Origin of the sequence: Microcoleus asticus IPMA8 (assembly GCF_013179805.1) — a bacterium.
GTDB classification, from domain to species: Bacteria; Cyanobacteriota; Cyanobacteriia; order Cyanobacteriales; family Microcoleaceae; genus Microcoleus; species Microcoleus asticus.
Map to the genome: position 1 here is coordinate 1 of NZ_SRRZ01000019.1, position 13,551 is coordinate 13,551.

A 13,551-nucleotide genomic window follows, 5' to 3' on the forward strand; every position below is an offset into this window, starting at 1 on the left:
CTCATCCGATAGTTGTTTTAGGTCAGGGAGTTTTTTCATTCCTTTATCTAATGTCTATCTCGTTCTCTTGTCAAGGGGGTTGAGCAATTACAAATAATCGAATAAAAACACATTATTTTTAAGGGAAATAACTTAAATTAAGCAATAAGTTAAATGAAGCTTTAAAATACATAAAATAGATTGTACGCGAGTATCTGTAGCGAAATGGTAATGCCGTGTCAGGTGTTGGTATCAGCGACTTTAAATAATTCGTATCTGATTAATGATTAGACTTTTTGCATAAATCTTGAGATAGGGAAATCGTAGATGCAACGCAAATGCAACGCAAATGCCTTTCAAAATAGGAGAACAATGCCTGCAAAAGATATATTGAAGCAAGACTTTTTAAAAGCGGTATAAAAACCGGGCATTCGATCTCCGTAATTCGATCGGCTATTCATCCCACACTTACATTAATGTAATACCATTAAAAAAAGAATTAAGTGTAGCCAAGCTCGTAACTTATACAGAATCAGTCATTCCCAATCTAAAATCTAAAATTGTATGAGTGTCAGGCTACCGGCCAACAAAGCTAAAATAAAACAAAGACCAAACCTGAAAGGCTATTATTATTGTGAGTGATTCTACCCTAGAGCAGATTTTGAAATTGGCAAGTCAGCGAGCTTCGGCCGCTGAGGTATACTACCTGTCGAGTCAAGACACGCCGATCGAATTTGAAAACAATCGCCTCAAATCCCTACAAACCAAAGCACTGCAAGGCGTAGCACTCCGGCTGATTCACTCTGGCAAAATCGGTTTTGCCAGTTCCACAGATTTAACGCGGATAGACGATTTAGTAGATGCAGCGATTCAAACAGCCGAAATCGGCGACCCCGCAGAATTTGAACTAGCCTCCAACTTCCAGCTAAAAGGCCCGGAAACCACCTACACTCCGCCCACAACTCAAGAATTAGTCGAAAACGGCAAAAACCTGATCGAGCAAGTTCACGCCTACAATCCCGATATTATGGTAGATGTGGGCTTTCACGTCCGCAGCGGCATCGTCAAAATTGCCACCACGCAAGACGTGTATGCCGAAAGAAGCAGCCAAATAGTCAGCGGCTCGATCGCGGGAAATTTGGTACAGGGAGAAGACTTTATGCAAGCATACAGTTACGACGTAGCGCGCGATCGGCCCCTGGACACCAACAGCATCCTCCAATCACTCCTCGAAAAATACCGCCTCGCTGAACATTCAGCCACCATCACCAGCGGTTCCTACCCAGTATTATTTACCCCCAGAGCCGCCGCTAGCACCCTCGGCAGCTTGTTTGATACCATCCTTTCAGGTCAAACAGTAGTTCAAAAAGCCTCTCCCCTAGCCGACAAAATCGGCGAAACCTTATTTGACGAACGCTTTACCTTTTTTGAAGACCCCACTTTAGGCCCTTCTGCTTGCCCCTTTGACGACGAAGGTACGCCCACCACCCGCAAAGTCTTGATAGACAAAGGTACTGTCACCGGATTTTATTGGGATCGCAGGTGGGCCGCTCGCGCCGGTGTACAATCAACCGGCAACGGTTTTCGTGGCGGATTGTCTCGCCCAGGCCCTGATTTGACTAACTTTTGCATTTCCCCAGGAAATACCGCCACTCAAGACTTGATTGCTAGCATGGACGAAGGTCTAATAGTAGAGCAAGTTTTAGGTGCCGGTCAGTCCAATCAGTTAGCTGGCGAATTTTCTGTCAATTTGGACTTAGGCTATAAAGTAGAAAAAGGCAAAATAGTCGGCCGCGTCAAGAATACAATGGTGGCAGGCAGCATTTTTGAAGCCTTTAAAAATTTGGCAGATTTGAGCAGCGAAGCCGAATGGGTAGGCGGTGCGGCATATTTGCCGAGTATGCTGTTTCAACAGTTGGGTGTAGCTTCCAGGCAATAAGTTCAGTGCGGTTAATTCCAGGTAAGGCCGACACTGCTGCCAGCAAAATGTTAGCACTCACGTCAAAAAAACCTGCTTCTGCCACAAATCCTCTGTGAAATCGCCTTTTGGCAGCCCAGAAACCTGGTTTTTGGTAAGCAGTTCCTAAGTCCAGACGTGCAAAACAAACATAGAAACAGTGTCGGCCATTCAGCGCTTTGCTAATTCATGCAAATAGGGAAAAACAGGGAAAAAGGTACAATGAAAGAGCAAAATGTCAAGGATGGAACTCGGAAGAAGAAAAAGCACTTTTTCTTTCTTTTACCTTTGGTTTTTTGCCTTTTAACTCTAGTGACTGGATGCGTTCAGTACGATGTCGGGGTTAACTTTGAGAGTCAAACTCGCGGCGAAATCGTGCAGCACATTAAACTGGGGGAAAGGTTGACGAGCTTCAGCAGCCAAACTGTTGCAGAATGGTTGAAAAGCGTAGAACGCCGGGTGAGGTTGCTGGACGGAAAAACTAAACGGCTTTCCGATACAGAAGTTCTAGTGACGATTCCTTTCAATAATGGAGCCGAGTTGCAAGACAAGTTCAACCAATTTTACAATCCGATCGCACCAACCACAAAATCTCGGGTCGCAAGTCCGCTAGAAACCGATTTGCCGAAGTTTGAATCTCACCTGAGTGTCAAGCAGAATAATTTGTTATTGGTGCTGCGAAATCGGTTGAGTTTGGAATTGGATTTGCGCTCTCTTTCTCTGATTTCCTCTAACGGCAGTCTGCTGCTGAGTCCGGGGGGACTTTTGGAGCTAGATTTTAGCTTGAACACGCCTTGGGGTGCCAAAAGTATTGAAACTGTCGCCGGTGCGCTGGTTCCCGAAAGCTATCAGCAGGGAAAACAGTTAGTTTGGAAGCTCAAACCCGGGGAAGTTAACTATTTGGAGGCCATATTCTGGATTCCCAGTCCCGTGGGAATTGGGGCGCTGATTATTGCCTTATTTGTGGCGGCGGGCATTGCTTTGAAATATCAAATATTGCCAGCACTGGGAATCGGCAAGAAACCGCAAAAAATCGGTCAAACCTAAAGAGAATATGTCCTGCCGGGGCGGGTTAACCAATCTCTTCAATCAACTCTCCGAGCTACAATAAACCCGCCCCTCCCTGAATATTATGTTTAATTGAAAAGATTTGATATTATCAAAAAAACTGGGAACATCTGCCAAAAAACAGTTGACAAATGCCCAATAATTTGCTTAACCTGAATTGAGAATTAGGGACAGAGAAAATGCGATCGCTAAATTTCTTCTTTATCTTTCTGATTTGCTTGGCTCTAGTATTGTTCAGCATCGAAAATACACAGCCCGTCGCGATTCAAGTTATCAAAGGCGTCGAAGTTAAAGGTCCGCTGTGCCTAGAACTAATTATGGCGGCAGGATTAGGGGCAATACTAGCGTGGCTGTTCAGTCTGTGGTCGAGAATGCAGCGAACCCTCGCCTCGCGCCAACAACTCCGCCAAGTTCGCGAAAAAGAGCAGCGGATTCAGGAATTAGAAGAAAATCTTGAACGCTATAAAGCCGAAGTAGAAGGCAAACAACCTTTGTTAGAAAGTGCAGAACCGATAAGTTTAGAAATAGCAGCCATTGAGGGCACAACTGCTGAAATAACCGCCAATTAACTTGATATGCTCTCTGGTTTCTCACAGGCAAAATCTAAAATCTAAAATCTAAAATCTAAAATCGAATGGCCGTTTCCCGAGACCAAGATGGCTTAGAAACGATTTCCGAGGGGATCGCAATTTTAATTGACCTCGCCGAACGGGGAGAAATCGATCCTTGGGACGTTAAGGTCATTGAAGTGTTCGATCGATGTTTGAGCAAGCTTACGAATGCCTGCGATGCCGATCAGACTACGGATTTCTCTGATTTGTCCCACTCCGGCCAAGCATTTTTGTACGCTTCAATGCTGGTGTTGCTCAAAGCAGAAAGTATCGTCCTCTCAGAATCCCCCGCGGATTCCGACTCGGCCGACGAGGCGACACTCGAAGACGCAGAGCACTCAGGAGGGCGACACTTGCCCCAGCATTTGGAACGGCAATTGCGCCGTCGCGGTGTAGCTCAACTACCGCAAAAACGCCCGGTGACCCTCCCAGAACTGATCGAGCAGTTGCAGCTAATGAAAGCAGCAATGGAGCAGACAGTTACCCCCCGGCGGCGCCCTACCTCAAAAATGCGATCGCAAGCAGCCCAGGCTATCTTTGAGCTAGCTCACCAAGAAAATTTGGTGGAAACTGCTAGTGAACTCGATCGCTTTCTGGCAGAACGGGGCTCGGAAATTGACGAGGGTTGGCTCGACTTGGAACAACTGCTGGAACTTTGGCATCATAAGGATTTGCACTCCTCTGTTGACCCAGAAGTCCCGGTATCGACTGGGGAATTTCACTTGCCAAATCATGACCGCGTGGGTATTTTTTGGGCGTTGTTGCTGCTGTCGGCTCAGTCTAAAGTAGAGTTGCTTCAAGAGGAGTTTTACCAAGACCTCAAAATCCGCGCGCTTTGAGCTTGGAGGAGCATCAGATCGGGTTTTGGGGCGGGTTTACCAGTCTCTCGAACTCTTGACAGCTATCCAGGCGAACCCGCTCCTAGAGCAATTGTACGTGCATTCACCCGGACTTGATATTATTTCTGATTTCTGGTTCGTTAAATCTAGGTAGATTAGCAATAAATGATTGATAGCCTGGTACGATGTCGCCTATAAACAGGTCAGGATTTTGCTGCGATCGATTCGAGCGCAATCGCTAGCATCTAATTGTTGAGTTTATATCAATTAACAGAGGGTTGAGGAAGTTAAGAATGAAAGCGATGATTCTGGCGGCCGGTAAAGGCACTCGCGTCCGTCCCATTACTCAGACAATACCCAAACCGATGATTCCCATCCTGCAAAAGCCAGTGATGGAGTTTTTGGTTGAATTACTCCGCCAGCACGGATTTGACCAGATTATGGTCAATGTTTCCCATTTGGCAGACGTGATTGAAAACTACTTCCGTGACGGTCAAAAGTTTGGGGTACAAATTGGCTATTCTTTTGAAGGGCGAATTGAGGAGGGAGAAATGATTGGAGAGGCTCTCGGTTCGGCTGGCGGCATGAAACGAATTCAGGACTTCTCGCCGTTTTTTGACGATACTTTTGTGGTGCTCTGCGGCGACGCTTTGATTGACTTGGACTTGACTGCTGCTGTGAAGTGGCACCGGGAAAAAGGGGCGATCGCTACTATTGTTATGAAATCGGTTCCCCGCGAGGAGGTTCCCAGTTACGGAGTGGTAGTAACAGACGATTCTGGCAAAATTAAAGCTTTCCAAGAAAAACCTTCTGTAGAGGAAGCTCTGAGTACCGACATTAACACTGGTATTTATATTTTTGAACCGGAAATATTCAATTACATCCCTTCGGGTAAGGAATACGATATCGGTTCGCAGTTATTCCCCGCGCTAGTAGCAGCAGGCGCGCCTTTTTACGGGATTAGCATGGACTTTGAGTGGGTGGATATCGGCAAAGTTCCTGACTATTGGCGGGCAATTCAGAGCGTCCTGCTCGGACAAGTTAAAAATGTTTCGATTCCGGGAATTGAAGTGCGCCCCGGCATTTACGCTGGTTTGAATGTAGCTGTCAACTGGGATAAGGTTGATATTACTGGGCCTGTGTACATTGGGGGGATGACAATCATTGAGGATGGAGCAAAAATTGTCGGCCCGACAATGATCGGCCCAAATTGTTGGCTTTGCAGTGGCGCCACTGTGGAAAACAGCGTGATTTTTGAGTATTCCCGTTTGGGTCCGGAGGTGCGGTTGGTTGATAAACTGGTGTTCGGGCGCTACTGCGTTGATAAAACTGGGGCTGCGATCGATTTGCAAGCGGCTGCTCTCGATTGGCTGATTACTGACGCTCGCCAAGTTTTACCCACTCAACACGGAGAAGAGCGGCGGGCGATCGCAGAAATTCTCGGTAGTCATCCTGAATAATTGGTAATTGGTAATTGCTAATTGGTAATTGCTCAAGGTAAGGTGCGCACTGCGCACCCTACTTTTACAGTTATTATCTCAGCTTTCAATTCTGGCAAGGTGCTTAGGTTGACCCTACATTTTAAGACTGAAGATAAGTATATTGGCTGAGACTCCGCTCGTAATTTTGCAGCAAAAGTTGGGCCTCGGAAAGAGTAATTTTATTTTGCTGCAAAGCTGCTTCTGTCTGACGGCGGATGCTTTCAACCAAACTTTCTGAATCGTACTGTACGTAGCTGAGAACTTCTTTCATAGTGTCTCCTTTCACAACGTGTTCGATATGATAGCCAGAAGGTGTTAGCTGAATGTGAACTGCATTAGCATCTCCGAATAAGTTGTGAAGGTTGCCCATAATTTCTTGATAAGCACCTCCTAAAAATAGTGCCAAATAGTAAGGTTCTCCAGGTTTGAGAGTATGCAGTTCCAAAACCGACTTCACATCTCGTAAATCAATAAATTGGTCGATCTTGCCGTCGCTGTCGCAGGTGAGATCGGCTAAAATACCGCGTTGAGTTGGTTCTTCGTCGAGTCGGTTAATTGGCATAATTGGGAACAATTGGTTAATTGCCCAACTGTCTGGTACGGACTGGAAAACAGATAAGTTGATGTAATAAATGGACGCCATCACCTTTTCTAAGTCTTCCAAATCGTCCGATACATATTCTTTTTGCCGCGCGATCGCCTGTATTTTATCGCAGCAAGCCCAGTACAACTGTTCGGTTTTCGCCCGTTCCGCAATTCCCAAATAGCCTAAGTTAAATAAACTGACTGCTTCTTCCTTGAATTGGATAGCATCGTGATAAACTTCTTGGTAATTCTCGGGACTGATAGATTGGTAAATTTCGTAAAGATTGCGCGGAATTTGGTGCGCGTTTTCATCTACTGGTTCTGGTACTTCTCTGGGGACATCGCTAGTACCGAGTACGTCAAAAACTAACACTGATTGGTGAGAAGCGATCGCCCGCCCGCTTTCGCTAATGATAATTGGAACCGGAATTTTGCGCTCGTCGCAGGCATCTTTCACTCCCGCTACTACGTCGTTAGCGTAGTTTTGCATATTGTAGTTTTTGGAAGCGTGGAAGTTTGTTTTAGATCCGTCGTAGTCAACGCCTAGTCCGCCGCCTACGTCCAAGTAGTTCATATTAGCTCCCAATTTAGCCAATTCTACATAAATGTGGCTGGCTTCTCGAATGGCGTCTTTGATGACGCTAATTGAGGAAATTTGAGAGCCGATGTGGAAGTGCAGTAACTGCAAACAGTGGAGCATTCCAGCTTTTTCTAGTTCGGCGACTGCACGGATAATTTCAGGAATTGTCAAGCCAAATTTTGCCCGATCGCCCGTGGAACCTCCCCAGCGGCCAACGCCTTTGGTAGTGAGTTTTGCTCGCACTCCCAAAATCGGTTTAATTCCTAATGCTTTGCTCGCGGCGATTGCGAGTTCTACTTCCTCTATTTGCTCCAGCACAATTACGGAAGTTTGCCCTAGCCGCTGCGCCAAAATAGCAGTTTCGATGTATTCGCGGTCTTTGTAACCGTTACAAATTAATAAAGCGCCTGGGTTTTTCAAGGTCGCCAAAGCTATCATTAATTCCGGTTTCGAGCCGGCTTCCAGTCCGAAGTGATGGGGTTTACCAAAACGCACCAAATCTTCAATTAATTGTCGGTGCTGGTTGCATTTGACTGGAAAGACACCTCGATAGACATTTTTGTAATTGTAGCGAGCGATCGCTCTGGCAAAACACGAATTTAAGCGCTCGATCCGGTCTTCCAAAATATCAGAAAATCGAATCAGCAGGGGCAAAGCCAAATTTCGCTGTTTCAGGGATTCTACCAGTTCGCACAAGTCGAGGGAACCGCCGCGATCGCCCTTGGGAGACACTGTAACGTGACCGGCTGCATTGATCGAAAAATACGGTTCGCCCCAACCTTGAATGCGGTAGAGTTTCTCACTATCTTCTATTGTCCAAGATTTTTGTGGCAGTTGAGCCGCCGTTACTAAAGCACTGTCTGGTGCCGCCAAACTCGTGACTGTTGGCGAGTGAGTCGATAGCGGATCGAGATCGGAGAAAGCAGCGGTGGCTGGGGAACTCATAAAAATACTCGGTAAGTGGGAAACTCACTGGCTTGAGCCAAGAGAGGAAAACGGCGCGGCGATTTCAATCGCCTTGAATCCCCTTGCGGGGTTGGAGAGGTATGATTGCCTCTCCAATACGGGGTATGGTTGCCCCGTCTCCCTTTCGGGGTAATGTTCGCTTCGCCAAGGTTATAAAGGCTTGTCACGCTTACAGCACTGTCTCAGTGACTTTAAGACTGTTTAACTGTAAACAACAGAGCGGAAAACTAGCGTCGCATTCTCCGGTGTTATGACCTGAATAACGTAGTCAGCTAAGACTTAGGCTGGTCAGCACAGCTTGCTTGATCTCTCTTACAAGCTCAGTGGCTTTAGCCCTGAGTTACTGACCTTATCGGAAACCTCTTTTAGGAGTGGTCAAATAGATAGTTTATCGCATATATCGGGTTTCCTGATGCAGTTGAAAAATCACTTTGGCTACACGGGCCGGCGATTTTAGATTTTAGATTTTAGATTTTAGATTTTAGATTTTAGATTTTAGATTTTAGAATTGACTCTACAGATGGATGAAGGTGGGGGATTGAACTAAAATCTCAACCGTAATAGCTCTGCTGGACTCATTTCTTCAAGCAAGTATCCCTATGCAGGTGAACTCGGAAACCGGGTTTCTGAGTTCACCTGCGCCAGGAGAGTTGTCGGACGATCGCTCGCCCGACACACACTAACCAAAAATCACCTCCGGCGGCGCCATGTCAGCCCCCATCATCAATCCCCCGTTGCTAGACTTCTTCAAGCCGGGTTGAGGTGCTTTTTCTGGGGTCTTCTGAGCCGGTGCAACTGAGGCTGGCGGTGTCACCTGCGTTGGAGGTACTGCCTGTGCTCCTGGCACCACGGGTTGCTGCGACAGCCAACCCAAACCCCCTACAGCCCCAGCCATCAAAGCGGTGTAGCCGATGTACAAATGCACCGGACGCATTTGAAAGCCTTCGCTTGAGTCGGAATCGGAAACGGACACATACATAGTGGGAATTGGACTCGGAGCGGGTTTGGGCAAAGCATTCGCCATAGCGCTGCCGTCTAGTCCCAAGGCGTCGCCGAGTCTCCGGATAAAACCTCTAACGTAAATATCTTGGGGCAGTTTGTCGATTTCCCCATTTTCGATCGATTCGATGTGGTGCAGCGGTACGAGAGTTTGACTGTGGAGTTGCTGCAGGGATAGGGAGCGAATTTGCCGTCCCTTGCGCAATTCTCTACCCAACTCCCGCAGGCACTCTTCTCGGTGTTGAACGGCTAAAGCTGCTTCTTCTTCCTTGGTGAGTTTTTTTGGCTTCTTGGGAAAACCGAACCCTGGGAAGGATTTTCCGGGGACGGTGACAGTTGCAGGTGGAGCCGACTCGACTTTAATTTCGTCTTGGGGCGCTTGTTTGCTGTCTTCAGAAGTGTTAGGCTCTCGATCGGAATTTTCTGTGTCGGACTCGGTTTGGGGCGGCGCTTCCACACTAGCGCTGCGCCAATAGAAGACAGGAACAGTTACTGGTGGCTCCAATTCTTTAATTTCTGTGACCGTCTCAATGGCGGGACTTAAAGCAGCAAAACTCTGTTGGGCTACTTGCGGTTCAATTTTGTTTTGTTTGGGAAATCGGTCAAATGCGAGCTTGACGGCTTCTCTGCTAACTGCTCTAATTAAAATTTCGGCAGCGGAGGCTGCTTCGCCCAACATTGTTTGCAAGCTAGCTAGAGCGTGGCTATAGGTGTCGCTACAGAGGAGTTCAGATTCTATTTGACTGAGGACAGAACGAAAACTTTCTTGAGAAATTTCAATAGTTACGTGATCTGTCACCCCAAAATAAGCCTCGGGTTTCAGTGCCATGATATTTATTTTGTCTTGCTAGAAGGTATCTGAGTACGTTCTTCGACAGCTTGGCAGTGATTCCGGATGTCGGTTGGGGAGACTGGGAGAGCGAGGGAGTCAGAGAGTGGGAGAGTGGGAGAGGCGCAATTCCCACTTATTGATTGTCTATTGCTTGTGTATGCGATCTAGCAAAAAAAGAGCCCCGAAAATCCCGACAAAATGGGCAACAGTGGCGTGAGTATTGGCGAGTACCACAAATATGTCTAGGGGCTGAATAAATCGGCCCAAATCAACTGCGGCACCGAACAAGGCTTGCGGCTGAGCTAGAGATTTGGCTAAAAGCGTGCCGCTGATGGCTTCTGCGCCGATCAGCGTCAGCACCATTCCCGATAAGTTACTCCAAAGTGCCAGCCGCACTTCTTTGATGGTGTCTGCTTTTTTGGGGCGGACAGCGTTAGCGGGCGATCGCAGTTGTCTCGACAAGCGAGTGAAGCGGAAAGAGCGATATATGCTGTAAGCGAGTACGGCCAGCCCGCAAATGGCAAAAAATACGCCGCCGCCGGTGCCGGCACTGGTTGAACCCGCAGCGGCGCTAGCCCTGGGGATGGCGAAGGGGATGGCAAAGAGCAAAATGATCGCCGCTACCACCCCTAGCACTACCTGTACCCAGAAGCAAACCCAGCCTGTTGTACGAAGGGCAAAGGCTACTCGCTGTACCGCGACAGGAAGCTTATCGTTATCTAACTGATTAGTCATATTTTGAGCGGGTATAATTAATTGGCATTAGTTGGCAGCAGTTTTTTCTCTTCGAGGACGGTTGACGGGGGTTAACCCTCTTTATAATAGAAGTAGCAATGTTTAAGAATTGTAACTAACATTGGATTTCACATTTGAATAGCGTCGATCGCCAGGTACCCAAAGCAATGACACAACTACAACCCACCGTCACCCCCAAACTCGAACAGCCAAAGTTTGGCTTCAACAGCTACGCGGAACGCCTTAACGGTCGAGCCGCGATGATCGGTTTTTCTCTAACTTTAATTATCGAGTATGTCACAGGCCAGGGCTTGCTGTCCTGGTTAGGTCTCAACTAATTTTAGCAATGGCGGCGCGGTCAGCCTCACACTTTGTCTTGACAAGACCGCAGCAGGTGTCACTTCTGCTGATCGCGACAAATTCGGGAATTGATTAAAATATTAATTACAAACAAGCCCAGTGACTTCTCTGTCGAGAGAGATCGGTTCCCCGAATTCAAGAGCTGACTTTTGGATGTGTTGTATATCGGGTGGAATTTTGATTTGACAAGCTTGGCAATTTTGCCTCGCTCCCGTACAATGCCCCACAGGCGAGAAGATTAATTTAGGTGAAGCTAGTCTCTGAACTAGAAATCCCGATCGTTCCGCCAACTCTAAGTTTTAGAGATTGTAAATAAATATAGAACAGAGTAAAACAAATGAATGCTTCGTGGACGCGACTTTTGAGGTCAGCTTACCGTAGAGAGCCAATTACCAGCTTTGTTGTCACAGTGGGCGTTGTCGATGTAGCGATCGGCAGCATCGGTGCGAGTGGTTCTTTATTAGCTTTTGGGCTGGGTACCGCTGGGGTGGCGATGGCTCTCCGCTGGTGGCAAATGTACCGCTCTGGAGCCGAACAATCCGCACCTGCTCCCGAATACTATCTTCCTCCTCAGTCTTCTCGGCCCCAGTTGCCCGTGCTTAACGTGTCTAAAAAAAATCCTCCTTATTAAGATTACCGGACAATGGCGACTGGGCGAGGTGCCGATCGACTCCCTGGATCTGAGGCACTAAAAGATAGGGCAAGAAAGTCTTTCGATCTGGGATGCTTGGTTTATGAATATTTCTGTTGCCGAGAAACTGTACAAAATTGGCTCCGTAGCTGCCTGTAGCGGTTTGTCGGTGAAAACTGTTCGCTACTATGAGGAGATGGGCTTGCTGTCTCCTGCGGTGGAGCGATCGCCCGCTGGTTATCGCTTGTTTGGGGAAGCGGTATTCAACAGGTTAGCGTTTATTAAACGATCTCAGACTCTGGGTTTGAGCCTTCAGGAGATTAAGGATATTTTACAAGTTCGCGATCGGGGAGAGTTGCCATGCTTTGAAGCGAAGCAGCATCTAACGGCGAAGGTAGAGGCAATTTCTGGGCAAATTGCAGCGTTAGAAACTTTGAAGGGGGAGTTGCAAGGCATTCTCAACTGCTGGCAAGAGCAACCCTCGCAGGCGAGCATTACTCGCACGATTTGTCCGAACATTCAGCGGGATTGAGCTGCTGCAGAAAGATACAAAATAAGGGAAGGAATTATCGGTTTCCTTCCCTTGATGGTTTTTTTGGTGGTTTTGTTGGTGGTTTGGTCGATCGTGTTGCACTTTTAACTGCTTTCGCAGAGTTTGCTGTTGCTTTTTGAGTTGCCGAGCCCTGGCTGAGCCGCCTTTGCCTTTGGAGTTTCTGCCCTCGCTGCGGGGAGACTCCCAACTTTTTAGTCTCATATTTTTAATTGTTTGCACTACTTCTATAATAGACTAACGTAATTTCACTGTCAAGTATTTTTGAGAGAGATGTTTCCTAGTATCAAGTGTTGACTGATTGGGGTTTGCGATAGACATAGCGATGGTGGCCAATAAACACCATACAGCCCGATGGTGCGCCTATAAGCACCCTAAAATTACAGTTTTTTGTCTGGCGTCAACAGCCCTAATTGTGTATTTATCAGTCCCAATATCCTGCAGGTATTTCAGCATCTGTAAAAATTGGCAGGGTTTCCCAATTTTTCACCCATTCCGGCAATTGGGCTACTTTTTTTAGCTGAAGCGACATTTCTATTAAGGAAAATTCTAAATTGTGGAAATCTTGAATAAGTTCGGCTTTCAAAAATATTTCATTTTTAGCTAAATCAGGAGTATTAGTTGCAATGACAATGCTGTTGCCTGTTTCAAAATTGCATATATAAACTTGTGCGAACACAGTTTGAATTGTTTTCACCGCTGCCGCATTAAACTCTTGTTTGTGGAACAGGTGGACAACTAAAACACCTGCGCTTGACAAGCGAGTTTTGCACAGTTGGTAAAATTCTTGTGTCACCAATCTATAGGGCATATAGCCGCTGCCAAAACCAGCATCCACGATAATTATATCGTTTTTTACTGTAGATTTTTGTTGGGCTAGATATTCGCGCCCGTCTTGAATGGCTACTTTGAGTCTGTCGTCGAATAGAATGCCAAAAAAATTGTGAGCTACTTCGACTACTGTGGGGTCAATATCTGTACATTCGACTATAGCGTCAGCGAAATAATGGTGAAAAACTCTGGGAATGCTGCCGCCGCCAAAGCCAATTATATAGATATTTTTTGGTTGATTTTTCCAGACTAATGCTAGCAGCATGGCTCTGGCATAGGGAAATATTAAATTTAGCGGATTGTTGAGGTCTAGGATTGATTGAGCTACATTTGTGCTTAAGGTTTCTCTGTCTGCTAAAAGCAGTAGTAGCACTGATTTTATTTTTTTTACTGCTATGCAGTTGTCGCCGGAGTTTTGTTGAAATAGGATGCCGTCTGGTTGTTGCTGAAGCCAATTTATTTGTTCGTTAATAAGTGCTAAATTGCGACTTTGCCGATCGCCTTTATAATCAGTCATACGATTTTAGATTTTAGATTTTAGATTGGG

12 protein-coding genes are annotated in these 13,551 nt (G+C 46.6%); 8 read left to right on the plus strand and 4 right to left on the minus strand.

The window, feature by feature from the left end:
• The first annotated feature begins 613 nt into the window (after positions 1-613).
• The 5 genes from E5S67_RS07165 to E5S67_RS07185 all read left to right on the plus strand — a co-directional run bounded on the left by E5S67_RS07165 (position 614) and on the right by E5S67_RS07185 (position 5,914).
• Positions 614-1,918 (plus strand): metallopeptidase TldD-related protein, encoded by a 1,305-nt coding sequence (locus E5S67_RS07165; protein ID WP_172186384.1) that lies wholly within the window; start codon positions 614-616, stop codon positions 1,916-1,918.
• Positions 1,919-2,158: 240 nt separating this feature from the next.
• Positions 2,159-2,983 carry a DUF3153 domain-containing protein gene (locus E5S67_RS07170; RefSeq protein WP_172186385.1) on the plus strand — a complete coding sequence of 275 codons (825 nt, stop codon included), beginning with the start codon at positions 2,159-2,161 and terminating at the stop codon, positions 2,981-2,983.
• A gap of 200 nt (positions 2,984-3,183) precedes the next feature.
• Positions 3,184-3,573 carry a LapA family protein gene (locus tag E5S67_RS07175; RefSeq protein ID WP_172186386.1) on the plus strand — a complete coding sequence of 130 codons (390 nt, stop codon included), beginning with the start codon at positions 3,184-3,186 and terminating at the stop codon, positions 3,571-3,573.
• A gap of 65 nt (positions 3,574-3,638) precedes the next feature.
• Positions 3,639-4,454, plus strand: a complete 816-nt coding sequence (locus tag E5S67_RS07180) for a segregation/condensation protein A (RefSeq protein ID WP_172186387.1) — start codon at positions 3,639-3,641, stop codon at positions 4,452-4,454.
• Positions 4,455-4,747: 293 nt separating this feature from the next.
• A complete protein-coding gene (locus tag E5S67_RS07185; RefSeq protein ID WP_172186388.1) occupies positions 4,748-5,914 on the plus strand; it encodes a nucleotidyltransferase family protein in 1,167 nt (388 codons plus the stop codon).
• A gap of 121 nt (positions 5,915-6,035) precedes the next feature.
• Here the strand turns inward: E5S67_RS07185 and speA are convergent, their stop codons facing one another.
• The 3 genes from speA to E5S67_RS07200 all read right to left on the minus strand — a co-directional run bounded on the left by speA (position 6,036) and on the right by E5S67_RS07200 (position 10,632).
• Positions 6,036-8,045, minus strand: coding sequence for a biosynthetic arginine decarboxylase (gene speA / locus E5S67_RS07190; protein WP_172186389.1), 2,010 nt, complete (start codon positions 8,043-8,045; stop codon positions 6,036-6,038).
• Positions 8,046-8,745: 700 nt separating this feature from the next.
• Positions 8,746-9,894, minus strand: a complete 1,149-nt coding sequence (locus E5S67_RS07195; protein ID WP_216670264.1) for a helix-turn-helix domain-containing protein — start codon at positions 9,892-9,894, stop codon at positions 8,746-8,748.
• Positions 9,895-10,041: 147 nt separating this feature from the next.
• Positions 10,042-10,632 carry a DUF3611 family protein gene (locus E5S67_RS07200; protein WP_172186390.1) on the minus strand — a complete coding sequence of 197 codons (591 nt, stop codon included), beginning with the start codon at positions 10,630-10,632 and terminating at the stop codon, positions 10,042-10,044.
• 167 nt (positions 10,633-10,799) lie between these two features.
• On the opposite strand from E5S67_RS07200, the gene E5S67_RS07205 reads away from it, so the two are divergent.
• From E5S67_RS07205 to E5S67_RS07215, 3 genes are all read left to right on the plus strand, one after another.
• Positions 10,800-10,970, plus strand: a complete 171-nt coding sequence (locus E5S67_RS07205) for a hypothetical protein (RefSeq protein ID WP_172186391.1) — start codon at positions 10,800-10,802, stop codon at positions 10,968-10,970.
• Positions 10,971-11,329: 359 nt separating this feature from the next.
• The gene (locus E5S67_RS07210) at positions 11,330-11,623 is read left to right on the plus strand and encodes a hypothetical protein (RefSeq protein WP_172186392.1); all 294 of its coding nucleotides are present in this window, start codon (positions 11,330-11,332) and stop codon (positions 11,621-11,623) included.
• A 103-nt stretch (positions 11,624-11,726) separates the two neighbouring features.
• Entirely contained in the window at positions 11,727-12,155 is a 429-nt protein-coding gene (locus tag E5S67_RS07215) for a heavy metal-responsive transcriptional regulator (protein WP_172186393.1), read from the plus strand.
• Positions 12,156-12,597: 442 nt separating this feature from the next.
• Here the strand turns inward: E5S67_RS07215 and E5S67_RS07220 are convergent, their stop codons facing one another.
• Positions 12,598-13,521: a spermidine synthase gene (locus E5S67_RS07220; protein WP_172186394.1), complete on the minus strand. Its 924-nt coding sequence runs from the start codon at positions 13,519-13,521 to the stop codon at positions 12,598-12,600.
• Positions 13,522-13,551 lie beyond the last annotated feature (30 nt).

What these genes read in the sequence shown, in the direction of transcription:
- E5S67_RS07170 (WP_172186385.1), top strand. Translation starts at nt 2,159, where the DNA reads ATGAAAGAGCAAAATGTCAAGGATGGAACTCGGAAGAAGAAAAAGCAC.
- E5S67_RS07175 (WP_172186386.1), top strand. Translation starts at nt 3,184, where the DNA reads ATGCGATCGCTAAATTTCTTCTTTATCTTTCTGATTTGCTTGGCTCTA.
- E5S67_RS07180 (WP_172186387.1), top strand. Translation starts at nt 3,639, where the DNA reads ATGGCCGTTTCCCGAGACCAAGATGGCTTAGAAACGATTTCCGAGGGG.
- E5S67_RS07185 (WP_172186388.1), top strand. Translation starts at nt 4,748, where the DNA reads ATGAAAGCGATGATTCTGGCGGCCGGTAAAGGCACTCGCGTCCGTCCC.
- speA (WP_172186389.1), bottom strand. Translation starts at nt 8,045, where the DNA reads ATGAGTTCCCCAGCCACCGCTGCTTTCTCCGATCTCGATCCGCTATCG.
- E5S67_RS07195 (WP_216670264.1), bottom strand. Translation starts at nt 9,894, where the DNA reads ATGGCACTGAAACCCGAGGCTTATTTTGGGGTGACAGATCACGTAACT.
- E5S67_RS07200 (WP_172186390.1), bottom strand. Translation starts at nt 10,632, where the DNA reads ATGACTAATCAGTTAGATAACGATAAGCTTCCTGTCGCGGTACAGCGA.
- E5S67_RS07205 (WP_172186391.1), top strand. Translation starts at nt 10,800, where the DNA reads ATGACACAACTACAACCCACCGTCACCCCCAAACTCGAACAGCCAAAG.
- E5S67_RS07210 (WP_172186392.1), top strand. Translation starts at nt 11,330, where the DNA reads ATGAATGCTTCGTGGACGCGACTTTTGAGGTCAGCTTACCGTAGAGAG.
- E5S67_RS07215 (WP_172186393.1), top strand. Translation starts at nt 11,727, where the DNA reads ATGAATATTTCTGTTGCCGAGAAACTGTACAAAATTGGCTCCGTAGCT.
- E5S67_RS07220 (WP_172186394.1), bottom strand. Translation starts at nt 13,521, where the DNA reads ATGACTGATTATAAAGGCGATCGGCAAAGTCGCAATTTAGCACTTATT.